Origin of the sequence: Azospirillum sp. B2RO_4 (assembly GCF_051124815.1) — a bacterium.
Classification (GTDB): Bacteria; Pseudomonadota; Alphaproteobacteria; order Azospirillales; family Azospirillaceae; genus Azospirillum.
In genome coordinates, this window is the sequence record NZ_CP118485.1 from 1,901,758 (window position 1) to 1,918,847 (window position 17,090).

17 protein-coding genes and 1 tRNA gene are annotated in these 17,090 nt (G+C 68.3%); 13 read left to right on the forward strand and 5 right to left on the reverse strand.

Features of this window, described 5'->3' with window-relative positions; genetic code table 11:
* Nucleotides 1–33: 33 nt before the first annotated feature.
* Entirely contained in the window at nucleotides 34–630 is a 597-nt protein-coding gene (locus PWS46_RS08970) for a 50S ribosomal protein L25/general stress protein Ctc (protein ID WP_434613963.1), read from the reverse strand.
* Between the two features lie 270 nt (nucleotides 631–900).
* Here PWS46_RS08970 and PWS46_RS08975 point away from each other — a divergent pair, with 270 nt between their 5' ends.
* The 4 genes from PWS46_RS08975 to PWS46_RS08990 all read left to right on the forward strand — a co-directional run bounded on the left by PWS46_RS08975 (nucleotide 901) and on the right by PWS46_RS08990 (nucleotide 2,834).
* Nucleotides 901–1,293 (forward strand): NADH:ubiquinone oxidoreductase subunit NDUFA12, encoded by a 393-nt coding sequence (locus tag PWS46_RS08975; protein WP_085089864.1) that lies wholly within the window; start codon nucleotides 901–903, stop codon nucleotides 1,291–1,293.
* A 94-nt stretch (nucleotides 1,294–1,387) separates the two neighbouring features.
* Entirely contained in the window at nucleotides 1,388–1,927 is a 540-nt protein-coding gene (gene mlaD, locus PWS46_RS08980; RefSeq protein WP_434613966.1) for an outer membrane lipid asymmetry maintenance protein MlaD, read from the forward strand.
* A gap of 103 nt (nucleotides 1,928–2,030) precedes the next feature.
* Nucleotides 2,031–2,297: a hypothetical protein gene (locus PWS46_RS08985; RefSeq protein ID WP_434613969.1), complete on the forward strand. Its 267-nt coding sequence runs from the start codon at nucleotides 2,031–2,033 to the stop codon at nucleotides 2,295–2,297.
* Nucleotides 2,298–2,447: 150 nt separating this feature from the next.
* Complete coding sequence (locus tag PWS46_RS08990) at nucleotides 2,448–2,834, forward strand: DUF2155 domain-containing protein (protein WP_434613972.1); 387 nt, start codon at nucleotides 2,448–2,450, stop codon at nucleotides 2,832–2,834.
* Nucleotides 2,835–2,924: 90 nt separating this feature from the next.
* Here the strand turns inward: PWS46_RS08990 and PWS46_RS08995 are convergent, their stop codons facing one another.
* The gene (locus tag PWS46_RS08995) at nucleotides 2,925–3,587 is read right to left on the reverse strand and encodes an alpha/beta hydrolase (RefSeq protein WP_109073919.1); all 663 of its coding nucleotides are present in this window, start codon (nucleotides 3,585–3,587) and stop codon (nucleotides 2,925–2,927) included.
* 344 nt (nucleotides 3,588–3,931) lie between these two features.
* Here PWS46_RS08995 and epsC point away from each other — a divergent pair, with 344 nt between their 5' ends.
* The 7 genes from epsC (at nucleotide 3,932) to PWS46_RS09030 (ending at nucleotide 9,173) form a co-directional block, all read left to right on the forward strand.
* Complete coding sequence (gene epsC, locus PWS46_RS09000) at nucleotides 3,932–4,717, forward strand: serine O-acetyltransferase EpsC (RefSeq protein ID WP_434613976.1); 786 nt, start codon at nucleotides 3,932–3,934, stop codon at nucleotides 4,715–4,717.
* Entirely contained in the window at nucleotides 4,714–5,199 is a 486-nt protein-coding gene (locus tag PWS46_RS09005) for an Rrf2 family transcriptional regulator (protein WP_085089868.1), read from the forward strand. The genes epsC and PWS46_RS09005 overlap by 4 nt, the downstream gene beginning before the upstream one ends.
* A 45-nt stretch (nucleotides 5,200–5,244) precedes the next feature.
* On the forward strand, nucleotides 5,245–6,384 hold the full coding sequence (locus tag PWS46_RS09010) for a cysteine desulfurase family protein (RefSeq protein ID WP_434613979.1): 1,140 nt from the start codon (nucleotides 5,245–5,247) through the stop codon (nucleotides 6,382–6,384).
* 189 nt (nucleotides 6,385–6,573) lie between these two features.
* Nucleotides 6,574–7,263: a molecular chaperone DnaJ gene (locus PWS46_RS09015; RefSeq protein ID WP_434613982.1), complete on the forward strand. Its 690-nt coding sequence runs from the start codon at nucleotides 6,574–6,576 to the stop codon at nucleotides 7,261–7,263.
* A 62-nt stretch (nucleotides 7,264–7,325) separates the two neighbouring features.
* Complete coding sequence (locus PWS46_RS09020) at nucleotides 7,326–7,655, forward strand: ferredoxin family 2Fe-2S iron-sulfur cluster binding protein (RefSeq protein ID WP_085089871.1); 330 nt, start codon at nucleotides 7,326–7,328, stop codon at nucleotides 7,653–7,655.
* 110 nt (nucleotides 7,656–7,765) lie between these two features.
* Nucleotides 7,766–8,929, forward strand: coding sequence for a tRNA 2-thiouridine(34) synthase MnmA (gene mnmA, locus PWS46_RS09025; protein WP_434613985.1), 1,164 nt, complete (start codon nucleotides 7,766–7,768; stop codon nucleotides 8,927–8,929).
* A gap of 169 nt (nucleotides 8,930–9,098) precedes the next feature.
* Nucleotides 9,099–9,173: transfer RNA gene (locus PWS46_RS09030), tRNA-Met, on the forward strand.
* On the opposite strand, the gene PWS46_RS09035 is transcribed toward PWS46_RS09030, so the two are convergent.
* On the reverse strand, nucleotides 9,174–9,590 hold the full coding sequence (locus tag PWS46_RS09035) for a hypothetical protein (protein WP_434613988.1): 417 nt from the start codon (nucleotides 9,588–9,590) through the stop codon (nucleotides 9,174–9,176).
* Here PWS46_RS09035 and PWS46_RS09040 point away from each other — a divergent pair.
* Nucleotides 9,571–9,918: a type II toxin-antitoxin system PemK/MazF family toxin gene (locus PWS46_RS09040; RefSeq protein WP_434613991.1), complete on the forward strand. Its 348-nt coding sequence runs from the start codon at nucleotides 9,571–9,573 to the stop codon at nucleotides 9,916–9,918. The genes PWS46_RS09035 and PWS46_RS09040 overlap by 20 nt on opposite strands.
* Nucleotides 9,919–9,971: 53 nt before the next feature.
* Here PWS46_RS09040 and PWS46_RS09045 read toward each other — a convergent pair whose 3' ends face one another.
* Nucleotides 9,972–10,886: a GGDEF domain-containing protein gene (locus PWS46_RS09045; RefSeq protein ID WP_434613994.1), complete on the reverse strand. Its 915-nt coding sequence runs from the start codon at nucleotides 10,884–10,886 to the stop codon at nucleotides 9,972–9,974.
* A gap of 256 nt (nucleotides 10,887–11,142) precedes the next feature.
* Here PWS46_RS09045 and PWS46_RS09050 point away from each other — a divergent pair, with 256 nt between their 5' ends.
* Nucleotides 11,143–13,089, forward strand: coding sequence for a sigma-54-dependent Fis family transcriptional regulator (locus PWS46_RS09050; protein WP_434613997.1), 1,947 nt, complete (start codon nucleotides 11,143–11,145; stop codon nucleotides 13,087–13,089).
* 184 nt (nucleotides 13,090–13,273) lie between these two features.
* Here PWS46_RS09050 and PWS46_RS09055 read toward each other — a convergent pair whose 3' ends face one another.
* The gene (locus PWS46_RS09055; protein ID WP_434614000.1) at nucleotides 13,274–16,954 is read right to left on the reverse strand and encodes a hydantoinase B/oxoprolinase family protein; all 3,681 of its coding nucleotides are present in this window, start codon (nucleotides 16,952–16,954) and stop codon (nucleotides 13,274–13,276) included.
* Between the last annotated feature and the right edge of the window lie 136 nt (nucleotides 16,955–17,090).

Consider the following 17,090-nt stretch of genomic DNA (forward strand, 5'->3'; position numbering starts at 1 on the left):
CCGTAACCATCTTCGAAGGTCGAACGCTCCTTATCAGGAAGCGGCGGCCTCTTCCGACTTCAGGCCCGACGGCGCAACGATGGTCGCGATGGTGAAATCGCGATCGGTGATCGTCGAGGTCACACCCTCCGGCAGCTTGACCGAGGAGATGTGGATCGAGTCGCCGACGTCGAAGCCCTCGCACGAGATGGTGATGTGCTCGGGGATGCTGTCGGCCGGGCAGGTCAGCTCCAGCTCGTGGCGGACGATGTTCAGCACGCCGCCGCGCTTCAGGCCGACCGACTTGTCCTGGTCGACGAACTCGACCGGAACCTGCACGTTGGTGCGGGTGTCGGCCGACACGCGCAGGAAGTCGACATGCAGCGGGACGTCGGTCACCGGGTGGAACTGCACGTCGCGCGGCAGGACGCGGTGGGCGGCGCCGTCGACGGTCACTTCGAACAGGTGGGTGAAGAAGCCCGGCTGATGCAGGACGCGGGTGAACTCGAACTTCTCGAGCGAAATGGTCAGGGGAGCCTGCTTGCCACCGTAGATGACGGCCGGAATGCGGCCGTCACGGCGGGTCTGGCGGGCGGTCCCCTTGCCGGCCCGTTCGCGCGTCTCAGCGCCGAGCGGAATGATCTTGGTCATGACGATGCTCCAAAACGAAAGGGCGCCGGCCTCCAGGGGTGCCGGCGCATGCGCGGGGTGCATACGGCAATCGACCGGGCGCGTCAAGGAAAACGGGGCGTTCCCGCGGAGCGGCTGCCGCCAAGGCGCTTCTGCTCCCCCAAGGGGCCGAAAGCCGGCGAATTGAGCCTCACCAACGGGTGGACGCGCGGCACTTGCGGTGTCATAGTGCGGCCCGCATTCGACCAGCCCCGTGTCCGCGGGGCCAGACTCCGGAATTCGTGAGCGACGATGAGCGAGCCGATCTCCCTGTTCACCAAACTGGCGAACATCCACATCCGTTACGTCACGTGGCGTCGGGGCGCCAAGGTCGGCAGCGACCGCTTCGGCAACGTCTATTACCGCACCAAGGACACCCAGCCCGGTACGCGCGAGCGCCGCTGGGTCCTGTATGCCGGTGAGCCCGACGCCTCCAAGATCCCGCCGGAATGGCACGGGTGGCTGCACCACACCACCAAGGAGCCGCTGCCCGAGGGATCGAGCGCCTTCCACAAGCCGTGGCAGAAGGAACATCTGCCCAACATGTCGGGCTCGGTCCAGGCCTACCGCCCGCCCGGCCATGTGCTGGCCGGCGGACAGCGCGTGCCGGCCACCGGCGATTACGAGCCTTGGACGCCGAGCTGATCCCTGCCGGGACTGACCATCACGTCGGAACGGAAAGCCCGGTCCCTTTTCGGGGGCCGGGTTTCGATTTGGGAACTCGCAGCAGGATAGCTCTATGCGCCGGAATGTGATCGAAACCGTGCTGGGCGGCGTCGTGCTCGCCGTGGCCGCCGTGTTCCTTGCCTTCGCCTACAAAAGCGCCGACCTGCGTAAGGTGCAGGGCTATGACGTCACCGCCAACTTCAACAGCATCACCGGCCTGCAGAGCGGCGCCGACGTGCGCATCAGCGGCGTGAAGGTCGGCACGGTCACCGGACTGACGCTCGACCCCACCACCTATCAGGCGGTCGTCCATCTGTCGGTCGACAACTCGGTGAAGCTGCCCAAGGACACCGCGGCGGTCATCGCTTCGGAAAGCCTGCTGGGCGGCAAGTTCCTGTCGCTGGAGCCGGGCGGCGATCCCGACATGATCAAGCCGAACGGCAAGATCGAGTTCACGCAGAGCACGCCGGGCCTGGAGCAGCTGCTGGGTCAGGTCATCTTCTCGCTGCAGAGCATGAGCAAGTCCGGCGAACAGGCCAACGGCCAGTCTTCCGGCGGCCAGTCTTCCGGCGGCCAGCAGGGTCAGGCGCCGGCCCAGCCGCCGAAGCTGTAAGCACCCGACCCTGAGCGCGGCCGGAACCGACGGTCACGCTCAAGCGTTCCTCCTTCAATCCGGACGGCGGTGCCCCCCGGATCATGAAGCAGGAGGAAATGCGATGCGTCTGTCCCATTTGGCCGTGCTCGGCCTTGCCCTGGCGACTGCCGCCTGCGGCGCCGACATGGAAGAGAAGGCGGCCTCCGGCGGGCTTGGCGGTGCCGCAGCCGGCGCGGTGGTCGGCGGACCGGTAGGGGCCGTGGTCGGCGCCGCCGCAGGGGCCGGCGCCGGTGCGGCGACCCAGAAGATCGAAGACCGCGACGAAGCCCAGAGCGGGTCCGGCGCCACCTACAGCGCTCCCGCCTCGCGCAGCACCGTCACGCGCTGATACACCCGATCCGCACAACACACCCCAGCGCCCCCGCCACTGGACGCTGACCCCGCTTCCGGGATAGAAGGCGGAGCGCCCCGGCAGAGATCCAATGATTGACCGGATCCTGCCGCGGGGCGTCGTCCGCAATTACGGAAGCGATCCGACGTGACGAGACTTCTCCGACTTTTCCCGCTGGCGGCCGCCCTGCTGGCAACCGCGTCGGTCCAGGCCGCCCCGGTCCCGAGCCAGATGATCGAGCGGCCGGCGGCCAAGCTGCAATGGCTGGACAAGGTCACCGCCCGCACATCCACCTTCACCATGAAGGTCGGAGAGACCAAGGCGATGAGCAGCCTGCGCATCACGCTGCGCGCCTGCCGCGAAAACCCGCCGATCGAAACGCCGGAATCCGCTGCTTTTCTGGAAGTGACGGAGATCAAGCCCGGCGAGCAGGCGGAACCGGTCTTCAGCGGCTGGATGTTCGCCTCCAGCCCCGCCCTGTCGGCGATGGAGAACCCGATCTACGACGTGTGGGTTCTGGGCTGCGAGCAGTGACTGGATGGGAAACTTAGGCCCCCACCTAACCTTGTATGTTGAGATTGGCTCCCCCGCTCGCGCGGGGGAGGGTCAGGGTGGGGGTCTAACTTACTCCGCCACCGCCGCGATGGGATTGCCCAGCGCCTTGTCCAGATAGTCGTCCACCTGGATCGCAAGATCGTCGGTGCGGTTGACGAAGAAGTGGCTGGCGCCGGGAACGACACGGTGGTCGATGCGGATGTCCTTCTGGTGCGACAGCTTGGTCACCAGCTTGGTCACCGCGGCCTGGGGCACCACCTCGTCCTTGTCGCCATGGATGATCAGGCCCGAGGACGGGCACGGCGCCAGGAAGGAGAAGTCGAACAGGTTCGCCGGCGGCGAGACCGAGACGAAGCCGTCGATCTCCGGACGGCGCATCAGCAGTTGCATGCCGATCCAGGCGCCAAAGGACACGCCGCCGATCCAGCAGAGCGGCGCGTTGGGGTTGTAGGTCTGCAGCCAGTCGAGCGCCGCCGCCGCATCGGCCAGCTCGCCCTCCCCCTTGTCGTAGGTGCCCTGGCTGCGCCCGACGCCGCGGAAGTTGAAGCGCAGGGCCGAATAGCCGCGCTTGGTGAAGGACTGGAACAGGGTGAAGACCACCTTGTTGTTCATCGTCCCATTGTGCTGCGGGTGCGGGTGCAACAGCAGCGCAACCGGGGCGTTCGGCTGCTTGCCGTGGGTGTAACGGCCTTCCAGGCGACCGGCGGGACCGTTGAAGAGCACTTCAGGCATGGGAACGACGTTCCTGACGCGGACAAAGGGTTGTTGGGACCGCCACGGCGACCGGCCGGACCTTCATCCGGCAAGCCGCCCCGGCGCGGGCCTTCGGGCCCGTCACGGATTTTCCCGTCTTGGAGTGGGGTTTTCCGCACACAATTCTTGACCGTTTTGCTTGGTCATCATATATGCGTCGTAACGTCCTCCGGGACAACCCGCCTGACCCGCCCGACCGGCACCAGCGCTTGCAGGACCGATCGATGAGTCCGGGTCCCTGCCGGCCGAACCCGAATGGGTCCGAACCGGAAAGGTCCTGAACCGCGAGGGTCCGACAGGCCGAAGCCGGGCGCGGGCGGCCGATGAGAGCGGCGGACTATACCACGGCGGGTGATGGCGTGTTCAAGCATCTTCGCGAAGAGATCGATGGGATCATGGCGCGGGACCCCGCCGCCCGGTCCCGGTTCGAGGTGGCGCTCTGCTATCCCGGCTTGCATGCCATCGTGCTCCACCGCATCGCCCGGCGCGCCCGCGACGCCGGCTGGCACACCACCGCCCGGCTGATCTCGCAGATCGCCCGCTCGCTGACCGGCATCGAAATCCACCCCGGCGCCACCATCGGCCGCCGCTTCTTCATCGACCACGGCATGGGCGTGGTGATCGGCGAGACGGCGGAGATCGGCGACGACGTGATGCTCTATCACGGGGTGACGCTGGGCGGCACTTCGCTCAACCAAGGCAAGCGCCACCCGACGCTGGGCGACGGCGTGATCGTCGGCGCCGGCGCCAAGATCCTGGGCGCCATTACCATCGGCCGCGGGGCGCGCATCGGCGCCAACGCGGTGGTGGTGGCCGACGTGCCCGCCGACACCGCCGTGGTCGGCATCCCGGCCAAGCCCGTGGTGCCGCGCGACCGCGCGGAAACCCGGAAATTCATGCCCTATGGCACCCCCTGCGGCGAGATCCCCGATCCGGTCGCCCGCGCGCTGACCGGCCTGCTCGATCAGGTGACGGCGCTGCAGGCCCGTGTCGGCGAGCTGGAGGCGGACCGCCCGCCCGCCGCCCTTCCCCATTCAACATCCACACCACTAGAGACGGTGGCGTCCCACAATGGCGGGATGCACGAAGCGCAAGGAGAATCGCGATGAGACTCAGCACCAAGGGACGCTATGCCGTGATGGCGATGGTCGATCTGGCGGCCACCAGCCAGGGCAGCCCGGTCGCGCTGGCGGACATCGCGGAGCGGCAGGAAATCTCCCTGTCCTATCTGGAACAGCTGTTCGCCAAGCTGCGCAAGGGCGGGCTGGTCAAGAGCGTGCGCGGCCCGGGCGGCGGCTATCTGCTGGCCCATCCGGCCGACGCCACCCGCGTGTCCGACATCATCCTGGCGGTGGACGAGCCGATCCGCACCACCCGCTGCGCCAACGGCACACCGCAGGGCTGCCGCACCAACCGCTCGCGCTGCCTGACCCACGACCTTTGGGAGGAACTGGGCAATCAGATCCACATGTATCTCAGCTCCGTCACCGTGGCCGACGTGGTGGAGCGGCGGATCATCGGCACCAGCGGCCTGAACCTGCTGCGCCCGGCCCCGGCCGCCGACAGCACCGCCGTCGCCGCCGCCGAATAACGCCGCCGGATGAGATTGGCCTTCGCAGTTGAGCGTGCCTGAAAAGTGACCGTCCCGTTCGTCTCCCCCTTCCGGCGGACCGGAGTCTATCTCGACCACAACGCCACCGCTCCGCTGAAACCGGAGGTCAAGGCGGCGATGGGTCAGGCGATGGACCTGGTCGGCAACCCGTCCTCCGTTCACGCCTTCGGCCGCAGCGCCCGCCGGGCGGTGGAGGAGGCGCGCGCCGCCGTCGCCGCACTTGCGGGGGTGAAGCCGGCGCAGGTGCTGTTCACCGGCAGCGGGACGGAGGCCAACAACTTCGCGCTGCGCGGCTTCCCCGGCCGCCGGCTGCTGACCTCCGCCATCGAGCATGAGTCGGTGCTGGCCGCGTGGCCCCAGGCGGAACGCTTCGGTGTGACCCGCGACGGCGTCGCCGACCTGGAGAACCTGGGACGCCGGCTGGCCGCTGCGGACGGCCCGGCGCTGGTCTCGCTGATGCTGGTCAACAACGAGACAGGTGTGATCCAGCCGGTAACCGAGGCCGCCCGCATCGCCCATGCCCATGGCGCGCTGGTCCATTGCGACGCGGTGCAGGCCGCCGGGCGGCTGCCGCTGTCCCTGCCCGACCTCGGCGTCGACCTGATGACGCTGTCGGCCCACAAGCTGGGCGGCCCGACCGGCGTCGGCGCCCTGGTCCTGGCCGAAGGGCTGGAACCGGATGCGCTGATCCGTGGCGGCGGGCAGGAGCGGCGCAAGCGGGCCGGCACCGAGAACCTGCTGGGCATCGTCGGCTTCGGCGCCGCCGCAAGGCTGGCGCGGGAGGGGTTGGCGGAGGCTGCCGACCTCGCGGCCCTGCGCGACCGGCTGGAGCGCGAGGCGCTGGACGCCATGCCGCGCGCCCGCGTGATGGGGGCCGGGGCCGCGCGCGTCGCCAACACCAGCTGCCTGATGCTGCCCGGCCTGCCCGGCGAGACCCAGGTGATGACGCTGGACCTGGCCGGGGTGGCGGTCAGCGCCGGATCGGCCTGCTCCAGCGGCAAGGTGAAGCCGTCCCATGTGCTGGCGGCGATGGGCGAGGACGACCGGTCCGCCGCCAGCGCCATCCGGATCAGCCTGGGCTGGACCAGCGACGACGAGGCCGTGGACCGCTTCCTGACCGCCTGGGCCGCGATGGCACGGCGAAGCGCGCCTGCGGAGGGCTGATCCGGCTTTGCGCCCGCCATGCCCGCGCGACCATCTGTCCCCCGCCCGGAAAGTCCGCATTCGCGCATTGCGCCGGCTGCGGCTTCTGGGTATGACCCCGCGGAAGGTCCGCCGGCTTGCAGTGGCGGCCTGATGTCGGGGTATCGATCCTATCGGCCGATCCTTTCGGCGTTTTGACGGACTGTGCGCATGACCCGTTCCAAATCCGGCCCGCCCGGCAACAGCAGCGGCGGAATTTCCGGCGCCATCGCCGGCGATCTGGAGCCTTGCGGCACCTGCGGCCGCTCGGTGGCGCCGCGCGCCCTGTTCTGCCACGCCTGCGGTGCGGCCCAGCCGCCCCGCCCGCTCGACCCCTTCACCCGGCTGGGGCTGGAACGCCGCTTCGACATCGATCTGGAGCAGTTGGCGAAGCAGCATGCCGGCTTCACCCGCGCCATGGACCCGGAGCGCTTCGCCGCCCGCGGCCCGCGCCAGCAGGCGAATGCCAAGGCCCAGATCGAGGCCCTGCGCGACGCCTATGAGGTGCTGCGCGATCCCATCCGCCGCGCCCATGCACTGCTTGCCCTGCTGGGCGGCGCGCCGGCCGTCGGGGACGTGGACGGCAATGGGGATGAGGAGATCGCCGACCTCGCCACCCGGCTGTCCCGCGCCGACGATGCGCTGGAGCTGGACCGCATCGGGCTGGACCTCAGCCAGCGGGTCGAGGCCTGCATCAAGTATCTCACCCCCGCCTTCCGCAAGGCGCAGACGGCCTCCGGCCCCGACAGCCCGCCGGCTTCCGACGGCGCCGCCCGCATCCTGGCGCGGCTGGAACGGCTGGAGGCGCTGGCCGCCGAGGTCCGCGACCGCCGCGCCGCCCTGACACCGCCGCGGCCCTGATCCGCTTTTCCGTTACATTTTCCCATACAATCGCTAGGCAACCTTAAAGGAACGAGGACCCCATGCCCAAGATGACCTTCATCGAGCCCGATGGCACCCGCCGCGAGGTGGAGGCCCCGCTCGGCCTGTCCGTGCTGGAGATCGCGCACAAGAACAGCCTGGACCTGGAAGGCGCCTGCGAGGGCTCGCTGGCCTGCTCCACCTGCCATGTCGTGATCGAGCCGGAATGGTTCGACGTCCTGCCGGATGCGCAGGAGGACGAGGAGGACATGCTGGACCTCGCCTTCGGCCTGACCAAGACCTCGCGCCTGGGTTGCCAGATCATCATGACCGAAGAGCTGGACGGTCTGGTTGTCCGCCTGCCGGGCGGCAGCAACAACGCGATGAAGTGACGGTCCAGGGGAACCCTGTTCCGGCCGCCGGGGCGACGTCACGCAGACGCAACCCCCGGCGGCCTATTTCCTGCCTTTTCCGGGCGCCTGCCCGCCTTATATAGGGCGCCATGAACTCCCTCGGCCTTTCCAAGCGCCCCCAGGACACCCGCGTCGTCGTCGCGATGTCCGGCGGGGTCGATTCCTCCGTCACCGCCGCCGTGCTGCGGGAGGAGGGCTATGACGTCGTCGGCATCACGCTGCAGCTTTACGACCACGGCCTCGCCCTGCAGAAGCCGGGCGCCTGCTGCGCCGGCCAGGACATCTACGACGCCCGTCAGGTCGCCGACCGCATCGGCATCCCGCATTACGTCCTGGATTACGAGGGCCGCTTCAGCCAGGACGTGATGGACGATTTCGCCGACAGCTATCTGCGCGGCGAGACGCCGATCCCCTGCGTGCGCTGCAACCAGCGCGTCAAGTTCCGCGACCTGCTGAACACCGCCCGTGACCTGGGCGCCGAGGCGCTCGCCACCGGCCATTACGTCCGCCGCATCGCCGGCCCGCAGGGTGCCGAACTGCACCGTGCCGTCGATCCGGGCAAGGACCAGAGCTATTTCCTGTTCGCCACCACGCGCGAGCAGTTGGAATTCCTGCGCTTCCCGCTGGGCGGCCTGACCAAGCCGGAGACCCGCGCACTGGCCGAGCGCCACGGGCTGGAGGTGGCGGCCAAGCCGGACAGTCAGGACATCTGCTTCGTCCCCAACGGCAACTATGCCGAGGTGGTGGCGAAGCTGCGCCCCGGCTCCGTCGAGCCCGGCGACATCGTCCATGTCGATGGGCGGGTGCTGGGGCGCCACAAGGGCGTCGTCCACTACACGGTCGGCCAGCGCAAGGGGCTGGGCATCGGCGGGATCCGCGGCCAGGAGGAGGAGGCGCTCTACGTCGTCCGCCTGGAACCCGCCCGCCGCCGCGTCGTCGTCGGCCCGCGCCGCGACCTCGCCCGCTCTCTGGTGATGGTGCGCGACGTGAACTGGCTGGGGTCTGAATTGGCCGAAGGGGCCGGCATTGAGGTGTCGGTGAAGCTGCGCTCCGCCCAGCCGGCTGCCCCCGCCCTGTGGCGCGCCGGCCCGGACGGCACCGCGCGGGTGGAGCTGCTGGAGCCTCAGCACGGCATCGCTCCCGGACAGGCCTGCGTCGTCTATCAGGGCGACCGCGTGCTGGGCGGCGGCTGGATTTCCGGCACGGCGGGAGGTGTGGCCGAGGGTGTGGAGGCAGGCGAAACGGCAGCCTGAATCAGGGGGTTATGCGGCTTTCCGCCAGCTGACCGAAAAAAATCGCACCCCTGGAAAATTCCGCGTTGACAGGCCAAGTCGCCCTATCCTATATAGCGGCTCCCGGCGGCAACGACGGGACACGATGGTAGCCAACGGCGGCGGAAACGCCAACAACGGCGCTCACGATGGCAGCGTAGCTCAGTGGTAGAGCAGGGGAATCATAATCCCTTGGTCGGGGGTTCAAATCCCTCCGCTGCTACCATCAAAGACAAAGGGCTGGCTCAGCAATGAGCCGGCCCTTTGGTTTTTTTGGGTTTTCTAAGAGCCAATCCTGGGCAACAGAAGCCGTCTGAAGGACAGCGCCGATGGTGTTTCCGGCACCGACGAGGCGCTTGGCGCGTCGGCACTCAGGTTGCGCGTCCAGGCCGCTTTGCGTTAAGGTGCAGGCATGCGGCAAGTGCTTGAAAATATCGAAGCCGGACAGGTTCAGGCGGAAATGGCGCGGCGAGGGATTCAGCCGCGGCAGCGCGTGCGCGTGATTTTCGAGACGGTTGAGAGCGACGACATTCCAATTGCTCAGATAGCGCAGGAAGGCGGCGCGTTCGATTGGCTCGAGGATGAGCCGGATCTTTACACTGCCGCCGACATCAAGAAGCGCAATGTTTGATTTCGGCAGCATCGTTTTCGTCTCATTTCCCTTTACCGACCTTTCCGATTCAAAGCTGCGTCCGGCCCTTGTGGTCTCAAGGGACAATGACCGGCGCGCGGATTTGGTATTGGCGTTCATCACGTCACGGAGCTACGCGGGAACGCTACCCGACTCGTTTCCGATCGCTCCAGGCCCGTCCAACGGTCTCAAGGTTCCTTCAGTCGTCCGGTTCGACAAGTTGGTGACGCTGGATAAGCGGTTGGTGGTGGGTGAGTTGGGGAATGCCGAATCCGACTGGCTGACAGCCGCTCGAGCGGCCTTCCATGGCGTGTTCGGGTTCGGTCCTCCTCAGCCCTAATCCCGCATCCGGTCGAGATCCGCCGACGTCATCCCCAACAAGCCAGCTAGCCCCTACACCGTCATCGACTTCGGCAGTGCGATCTGCGGTTCGACCTCCACGCGGTTGCGGCCGGCGTTCTTGGCGCGGTAGAGCGCGGCGTCGGCGCGGGCCAGCAGGGATTCGATGCCGGCATCGTTGCCGGTCAGCCAACTCAGTCCAAGGCTGACGGTCAGGTACAGTTCGCCGCCGTTCTCCAGCGTCACCGGCCGGGCGGCGATCGCTTGGCGGAGGCGCTGGGCAGCGGCGAAGGCGTTCACCGGTGGGGTTTCCGGCATCACCACGGCGAACTCCTCACCGCCCAGACGGCCGATGAGGTCGCAGGATCGCATGGTGTCCTTGCAGGCGCGCACCGTGCTGCGGATCGCCTCGTCGCCGGTGGCGTGGCCGTGGGTGTCGTTGACCCGCTTGAAGTGGTCGATGTCCAGCATCACCACCGACAGCGGGCGTTCGTATCGTCGCGAGCGGGTAAACTCTTCAGCCCCCCTCTCCAGGAAGCGGCGGCGGTTCATGGCGCCGGTCAGGGCGTCGGTGGTCGCCAGCCGTTCCAGGTCGCGCTGCATCGCCACGACTCGCGAGGCCGCCAGCAGGCGCGCCGCCGTCCACTTCCAGTCCAGAGGCTTGCGCAGGAACTCATCGGCACCGGCCTCCACCAGTTCGTGGAACTGGTCGGTCATGCTGCCGGGGATCATCAGGATCAGGTAGAGATGGCGAAGCCCCTGGGCGGTGCGCAGGTGCCAGCACAGCTCGATGCCGGTCATGTCGGCCAGACGGATGTCGGCCATCACCACGTCGAAGCGCTCATTCGCCACCGCTTCGATGGCGGCGGCCCCGCTGTGGGCCACGCTGGTGGCGTAGCCGAGCTTGTTCAGCTCATACACCATCATGGTCAGGTGGCGCGGTGAATCGTCGACGATCAGAATCCGCAACTCGAAAGCTCCCGGCGATCCTTGCCCGTTTATGGAGCATGAGGCCCGACTTGTGCAAATGTCCTTAACGTCATGTCGCACAACAATAACGAAAAGCCGGGGGTCATACGCCGGTATGCCGTCAGCGATGGCTGCGATGGGATCACGGCCCGGCCTGATGCTTTTGCACATGTTGCCTAGCGGGTCGGCCGGTTGGTACTGTTCCTTATAAATATGTTCGCGGGACAAGCGGACGATGATACCGGGAGGCACGACCATGGACAGCGCACGCGCGGCCCACATCGATGAACTCGTCCGTGTCTCAACCGGCCGTGTCTCCGCCGGCGTGCGAACCGCCCGCGATCCGATCATCGAAAGCTCCTGGCGTCGTTGCGTCGCAGATCACAAGCTGGACCCCACCGTCGGGCGCGAGCCGCACATCCTGCCGCAGGAACGGCTGCGCGAGCATCGCGACGCCATGGACGAGTTCCTGCGCATGGCCCGCTTCGGGTTGGAGGCGCTGTACCGGCAGGTGGCCGGGATGGGCTATGTCCTGCTGCTGACCGACAGCAACGGCGTCACGGTGGACTTCATCGGCGACCCGACCTTCGACAACCATCTGCGCCGGGCCGGCCTGTATCTGGGAGCGGATTGGAACGAGGGGCATGCCGGCACCTGCGCGGTCGGCACCTGCATCGCCACCGCCCAGGCGCTGACCGTCCACCAGACCGACCATTTCGACGCCACCCACATCCCGTTGACCTGCACCGCGGCGCCGGTGTTCGACAGCGGCGGCGAACTGGCCGCGGTGCTGGACATCTCCGCCCTGCATTCGCCGGAGCCGAAGATCAGCCAGTATCTGGCGCTGCAGATGGTGCGCGCCTATGTGCATAAGATCGAAACCGCCAATCTCTACAACAACTTCCGCCGCGACTGGGTGGTGAAGCTGTCGGCGTCGCAGGAGTTCGCGGAGGTCGATCCCGACTTCGTCCTGGCGCTCGATGCCGGCGGGCGGGTGGTCGGCTTCAACCACAAGGCCCGCGACCTGCTGGTGGAGGATGGGGTGTCGCCGCTCGGCCGCTCCTTCGCCGAACTGTTCGACTGCGAGGTGGACGATCTGGTCCACTTCGTCCGCTCACTGCCAACCGAACAGCGCACGCTGCGCCTGCGCCGCACCGGTCTGCCGCTGTTCGCCCAGGCGATGCCGCCACCGGCCGTGTCGCTGCCGCGCAGCCACGTGCCCGACCATCGCGGCGATACGCTGCCGGAGCCATTGCACGTGGTGTCCGGCGGCGATCCGGCGCTGAAGGCGGTGTTGACGCGGGCGGCGAAGCTGGTCAACACCCGCATGAGCCTGCTGATTCATGGCGAGACCGGCACCGGCAAGGAGCATCTGGCCAAGGCCCTGCACAAGGCCAGCGTCCGCCGCAACAAGCCCTTCGTCGCCGTCAACTGTGCCGCACTGCCGGAAAACCTGATCGAGAGCGAGCTGTTCGGCTACGAGCCCGGCTCCTTCACCGGGGCGACGGCGCGCGGCAAGAAGGGGCTGATCCTGGAGGCTGACGGCGGCACCCTGTTCCTGGACGAGATCGGCGACATGCCGCTGTCGTCGCAGACCCGCCTGCTGCGCGTCCTGGCGGAGCGGGAGGTGACGCCGATCGGCCGGACCAAGGCGGTCTCGGTCGATGTCCGCGTCATCGGCGCGACCCACCGCGATCTGGTGGAACTGGTCAAGGCCGGCAAGTTCCGCGACGACTTGTACTTTCGTCTCAACGGCGCGGTGTTCACCGTGCCGCCGCTGCGCCAGCGCGGCGACCTGGAGTGGCTGATCGAGCGGCTGCTGGCCGAGCGGACGGAGCGCGACGGCATCGGCTACCGGCTGACCCCGGCGGCGCTGGCGGCTCTGCGCGGCCACGGCTGGCCGGGCAATGTGCGGGAACTGGTGAATGCGCTCGACTATGCCTGCGCGGTCAGCGACGGCGGGCTGATCGACCTCGACGATATTCCGGAGCCGGTGCAGCACAGCGGCCTGTTCCAGGCCTGGCCGGCGGAGGCGGCGGTGAAGCCCGAGGGGGAAGAGGACCCGGCTGCCCGGCTGCGCGAGACTTTGCGGCGGCACCACTGGAACGTGTCGGCGACGGCACGGGCGCTGGGGGTTGACCGCTCCACCATCCATCGGCAGATGCACCGCTTCGGTATCGTCGCGCCGCATCGGGCGGAGTGAGGGGGCTTCTGCGGATGCCCCCTCCCCATCCCTCCCCCGCTTCGCGGGAGAAGGGGTAGGACGCTTGTCGGCAAGACATAACCGCAGAAGCGGCGGAGTCCCCTCTCCCGCTCTCGGCCGACCAAAGGTCGGTCCCATCGCGGGGGAGGGTTAGGGAGGGGGCATAACGCCTCCAGACGCCGCCTTACCCCACCGCCCCGAAGCCGCCGCCGCCCGGCGTCTCCACCACCAGGGCGTCGCCCGGCCGCATCGCCGTGCTGTCCTGGGACGCCAGTTCCTGCACGCTGCCGTCGCTGCGCTGGACCCAGGTCCGACCGACCGCGCCGTCCGCCCCACCCTTCAAGCCGAAGGGGGCGATCTTGCGGTGGTTGGCGAGGATGGCGGCGGTCATCGGCTCCAGGAAGCGCAGGCGGCGGATCACGCCGTCGCCGCCGCGCCAACGCCCTGCCCCGCCGGAACCGCGGCGGATGCGGAAGCTCTCCACCAGCACCGGGAAGCGCCATTCCAGCACCTCCGGGTCGGTCAGGCGCGAGTTGGTCATGTGGGTCTGCACCGCGTCGGTGCCTGCAAAGCCGTTGCCGGCACCGGACCCGCCGCAGACCGTCTCGTAATACTGGTGCCACTCGTTGCCGAAGGTGGTGTTGTTCATCGTCCCCTGGGCAGACGCCATCACCCCCAGCGCGCCGAACAGCGCGTCAACGATGCATTGGCTCGTTTCCACATTGCCGGCGACCACCGCGGCGGGCGGGTTGGGCGACAGCATGGAACCCGGCGGGATGACGATCTCGATCGGGCGCAGGCAGCCCTCGTTCATCGGGATCTCGTCGTCCACCAGACAGCGGAAGACATACAGCACCGCCGCCCGGCAAACCGCCGACGGGGCGTTGAAATTGTTGGTCAGCTGGGTGCTGGTCCCGGAGAAATCGACGATCGCCGAGCGTGCGGCATGATCGATCGACACCCGCAGCTTGATCACCGCGCCATTGTCCAACGTCACCGCAAAATCGCCGTCGCTCAGCACGCCGATGGCGCGGCGCACCTGCTCCTCGGCATTGTCCTGGACGTGGCGCATATAGGCGATGACGGTGGACAGGCCGTGCAGGCGGACGACACGGTGCAGTTCGCGGGTGCCCTGCTCGTTGGCGGCGACCTGCGCCTTCAGATCGCCGATGTTCTGTGCCGGATTGCGTGCAGGATGCGGGCCGGAGCGCAGAAGCTCCACCATCGCCTCCTCGCGGAACTGGCCGTTCTCCACCAGCGGCACGCAGTCCAGCAGCACGCCTTCGTCGGCGATGGTCTTGCTGTCCGGCGGCATGGAGCCGGGGGTGATGCCGCCGACGTCGGCGTGATGCCCGCGCGAGGCGACGAAGAACAGCAGCTCCTTGCCCGCCTCGTCGAACACCGGGGAGACGACGGTGATGTCCGGCAGATGGGTGCCGCCATGGTACGGGTCGTTCAGCGCAAAGCTCTCGCCGGCATTGAAGCTCCCGCCGCGCCGTTCGATGACCGCACGCACGCTCTCGCCCATCGACCCCAGATGGACCGGCATGTGTGGGGCGTTGGCGATCAGCCCGCCGTCGCGGTCGAACAGGGCGCAGGAGAAGTCCAGCCGCTCCTTGATGTTCACCGAGCGGGCGGTCTTCTCCAGCGTCACGCCCATCCGCTCGGCGATGGACATGAACAGGTTGTTGAAGACCTCCAGTGTCACCGGATCGACCTTCGCCCCGCCCTTGACCCCGCCCTTCACCCCGGCGGCCTGACGCTGGGTCGCCGGCTCCAGCCGGGTCAGCACCAGATGGTTCTTGCGGGTGACCTCCGCCATCCAGCCGGGCTCGACCACGGTGGTGGAGACGGCCTCGGCCAGGATCGCCGGGCCGACGACGCGGTTGCCGGGCTGAAGCTGGCGGCGGTCGTAGAGCGGCGCCTCGCGGCGCTGGCCGCCGATATGCATGGCGACGGTAGCGAGCCGGCGCGGCAGCACCGCGGTGGTGGCGGGAAGCTCCGGGTCTTCCAGCACGTCGGTCAGGCCGACGGCCTCCAGGGTCACCGACTCCACCTCAAGCGCGGTGCCGGGGGTAAGGAAGCCGTAGCGGCGGCGGTGCGCCTCCTCGAAGGACTTGGTCATCGCCACCTTCGAGCCGAAGGCGACGGTCAGCGTGGTGTCGGAACCGGCGGCCTTCAGGTGGACGCGGCGGTTGATCGCCTGCCTGTCCGCGGCGACGCCCTGGCGGGTCAGCTCCGCCCGCCCCTCGGTCTCCAGGTCGGTGAACAGCATGGTCAGCCGGTCGACCACGGCGTCGCTCAGCGGCCCCTCGACGGCGCGCTCGCGGATGGCCACTGTGTCGGCCAGACCGATGCCGTAGGCGGACAGCACGCCGGCCTGCGGGTGCAGGAACACCCGCGTCATGCCGAGAGCGTCGGCGACGGCACACACATGCTGGCCCGCCGCTCCGCCGAAGCCGTTCAGCGTGTAGCCGGTGACGTCATAGCCGCGCTCGACCGAGATCTTCTTGATGGCGTTGGCCATGTTGTCGACGGCGATGCGCAGGAAACCCTCGGCGACCTCCTGCGGAGTCATCGTCGTGCCGAGCCTGGCGTTGACGGTGGCGGCCAGTTCGGTGAAGCGGGTCTTCACCACCTCGGCGTCCAGCGGTTGGTCGCCGTTCGGGCCGAAGACATGCGGGAAGAAACGCGGCTGGATCTTGCCGACCATGACGTTGCAGTCGGTGACGGTCAGCGGCCCGCCGCGGCGGTAGCAGGCGGGACCCGGATTGGCGCCGGCACTGTCCGGCCCGACACGGAAGCGGGTGCCGTCGAAGACGCAGAGCGAGCCGCCACCGGCCGCCACCGTGTGGATGTGCATCATCGGCGCCCGCACCCGCACCCCGGCCACCACCGCGTCGAAGGCGCGCTCGTACTCGCCGGCATAGTGCGACACGTCGGTGGAGGTGCCGCCCATGTCGAAGCCGATGACGCGGTCGAAGCCGGCCATCCCGGCGGTGCGCACCGCCCCGACCACGCCGCCGGCCGGACCCGACAGGATGGCGTCCTTGCCCTGGAAGCGGCGGGCGTCGGTCAGGCCGCCGTTGGATTGCATGAACATCAGCGGCACCGGCGTGCCGTCGACGCTGAGGTCGTTGGCGACACGGTCGACATAGCGGCGCAGCACCGGGGAGAGATAGGCGTCGGCCACCGTGGTGTCGCCGCGGCCGACAAGCTTCATCAGCGGGCTGACCAGATGGCTGACGGAGACCTGGGTGAAGCCGACCGCACGGGCCAGCGAGGCGACCTGCCGTTCGTGCTCCGGATAGCGGTAGCCGTGCATCAGCGCGATGGCGGCGGCGCGGAAGCCCTGGCGGTAGGCCTCCTCCAGCCCGCGGCGGACGGCGTGCAGGTCGATCGGCTTCAGCACCCGGCCATCGGCCATCACCCGCTCCGGCACCTCCACCACATGGGAATAGAGTTGGTCGGGCAGATGGATATGGCGGGCGAAGATCTTCGGCCGGGCCTGATGGCCGATGCGCAACTGATCGCCCAGCCCTTCGGTAATGACGAGGACGGTCGGCTCGCCCTTGCGTTCCAGCAGGGCGTTGGTGGCGACGGTGGTGCCCATCTTCACCACCTCCACCGTGTCCGGCGGGATCGGCTGGCCCGGCTTCAGACCGAGCAGCTCGCGGATCCCCTGGACGGCGGCGTCGGCATAGCGCTCCGGATTTTCCGACAGCAGCTTGTGCGTCACCACCGATCCGTCCGGCCGGCGGCCGACGATGTCGGTGAAGGTGCCGCCGCGATCCACCCAGAACTGCCACCGGGCCGGCTTGGTCTCCGCCCCACCGGCCACAGCCGCGTTGTCCGTCTCACCCATCGTCGCACCCGCCGAATTCCATGCGCGGCAACCGCACCGCGCGTGGGCCGGAGTTTCGCGATCCGGCAGCGAATTTCAACCGCTTGCGTGGCCCGTCCCCATCAGGAGGTTGGGAAGCGGCGGAAAGAACACAGGA

Coding starts and splice junctions, on each gene's coding strand:
- PWS46_RS09015 (WP_434613982.1), top strand. CDS start 6,574: ATGACCCGTTCCAAATCCGGCCCGCCCGGCAACAGCAGCGGCGGAATT.
- PWS46_RS09035 (WP_434613988.1), bottom strand. CDS start 9,590: ATGCTGCCGAAATCAAACATTGCGCTTCTTGATGTCGGCGGCAGTGTA.
- PWS46_RS08985 (WP_434613969.1), top strand. CDS start 2,031: ATGCGTCTGTCCCATTTGGCCGTGCTCGGCCTTGCCCTGGCGACTGCC.
- PWS46_RS09055 (WP_434614000.1), bottom strand. CDS start 16,954: ATGGGTGAGACGGACAACGCGGCTGTGGCCGGTGGGGCGGAGACCAAG.
- mlaD (WP_434613966.1), top strand. CDS start 1,388: ATGCGCCGGAATGTGATCGAAACCGTGCTGGGCGGCGTCGTGCTCGCC.
- PWS46_RS09040 (WP_434613991.1), top strand. CDS start 9,571: ATGTTTGATTTCGGCAGCATCGTTTTCGTCTCATTTCCCTTTACCGAC.
- PWS46_RS09005 (WP_085089868.1), top strand. CDS start 4,714: ATGAGACTCAGCACCAAGGGACGCTATGCCGTGATGGCGATGGTCGAT.
- PWS46_RS08970 (WP_434613963.1), bottom strand. CDS start 630: ATGACCAAGATCATTCCGCTCGGCGCTGAGACGCGCGAACGGGCCGGC.
- PWS46_RS08975 (WP_085089864.1), top strand. CDS start 901: ATGAGCGAGCCGATCTCCCTGTTCACCAAACTGGCGAACATCCACATC.
- PWS46_RS08995 (WP_109073919.1), bottom strand. CDS start 3,587: ATGCCTGAAGTGCTCTTCAACGGTCCCGCCGGTCGCCTGGAAGGCCGT.
- epsC (WP_434613976.1), top strand. CDS start 3,932: ATGAGAGCGGCGGACTATACCACGGCGGGTGATGGCGTGTTCAAGCAT.
- PWS46_RS09020 (WP_085089871.1), top strand. CDS start 7,326: ATGCCCAAGATGACCTTCATCGAGCCCGATGGCACCCGCCGCGAGGTG.
- mnmA (WP_434613985.1), top strand. CDS start 7,766: ATGAACTCCCTCGGCCTTTCCAAGCGCCCCCAGGACACCCGCGTCGTC.
- PWS46_RS09050 (WP_434613997.1), top strand. CDS start 11,143: ATGGACAGCGCACGCGCGGCCCACATCGATGAACTCGTCCGTGTCTCA.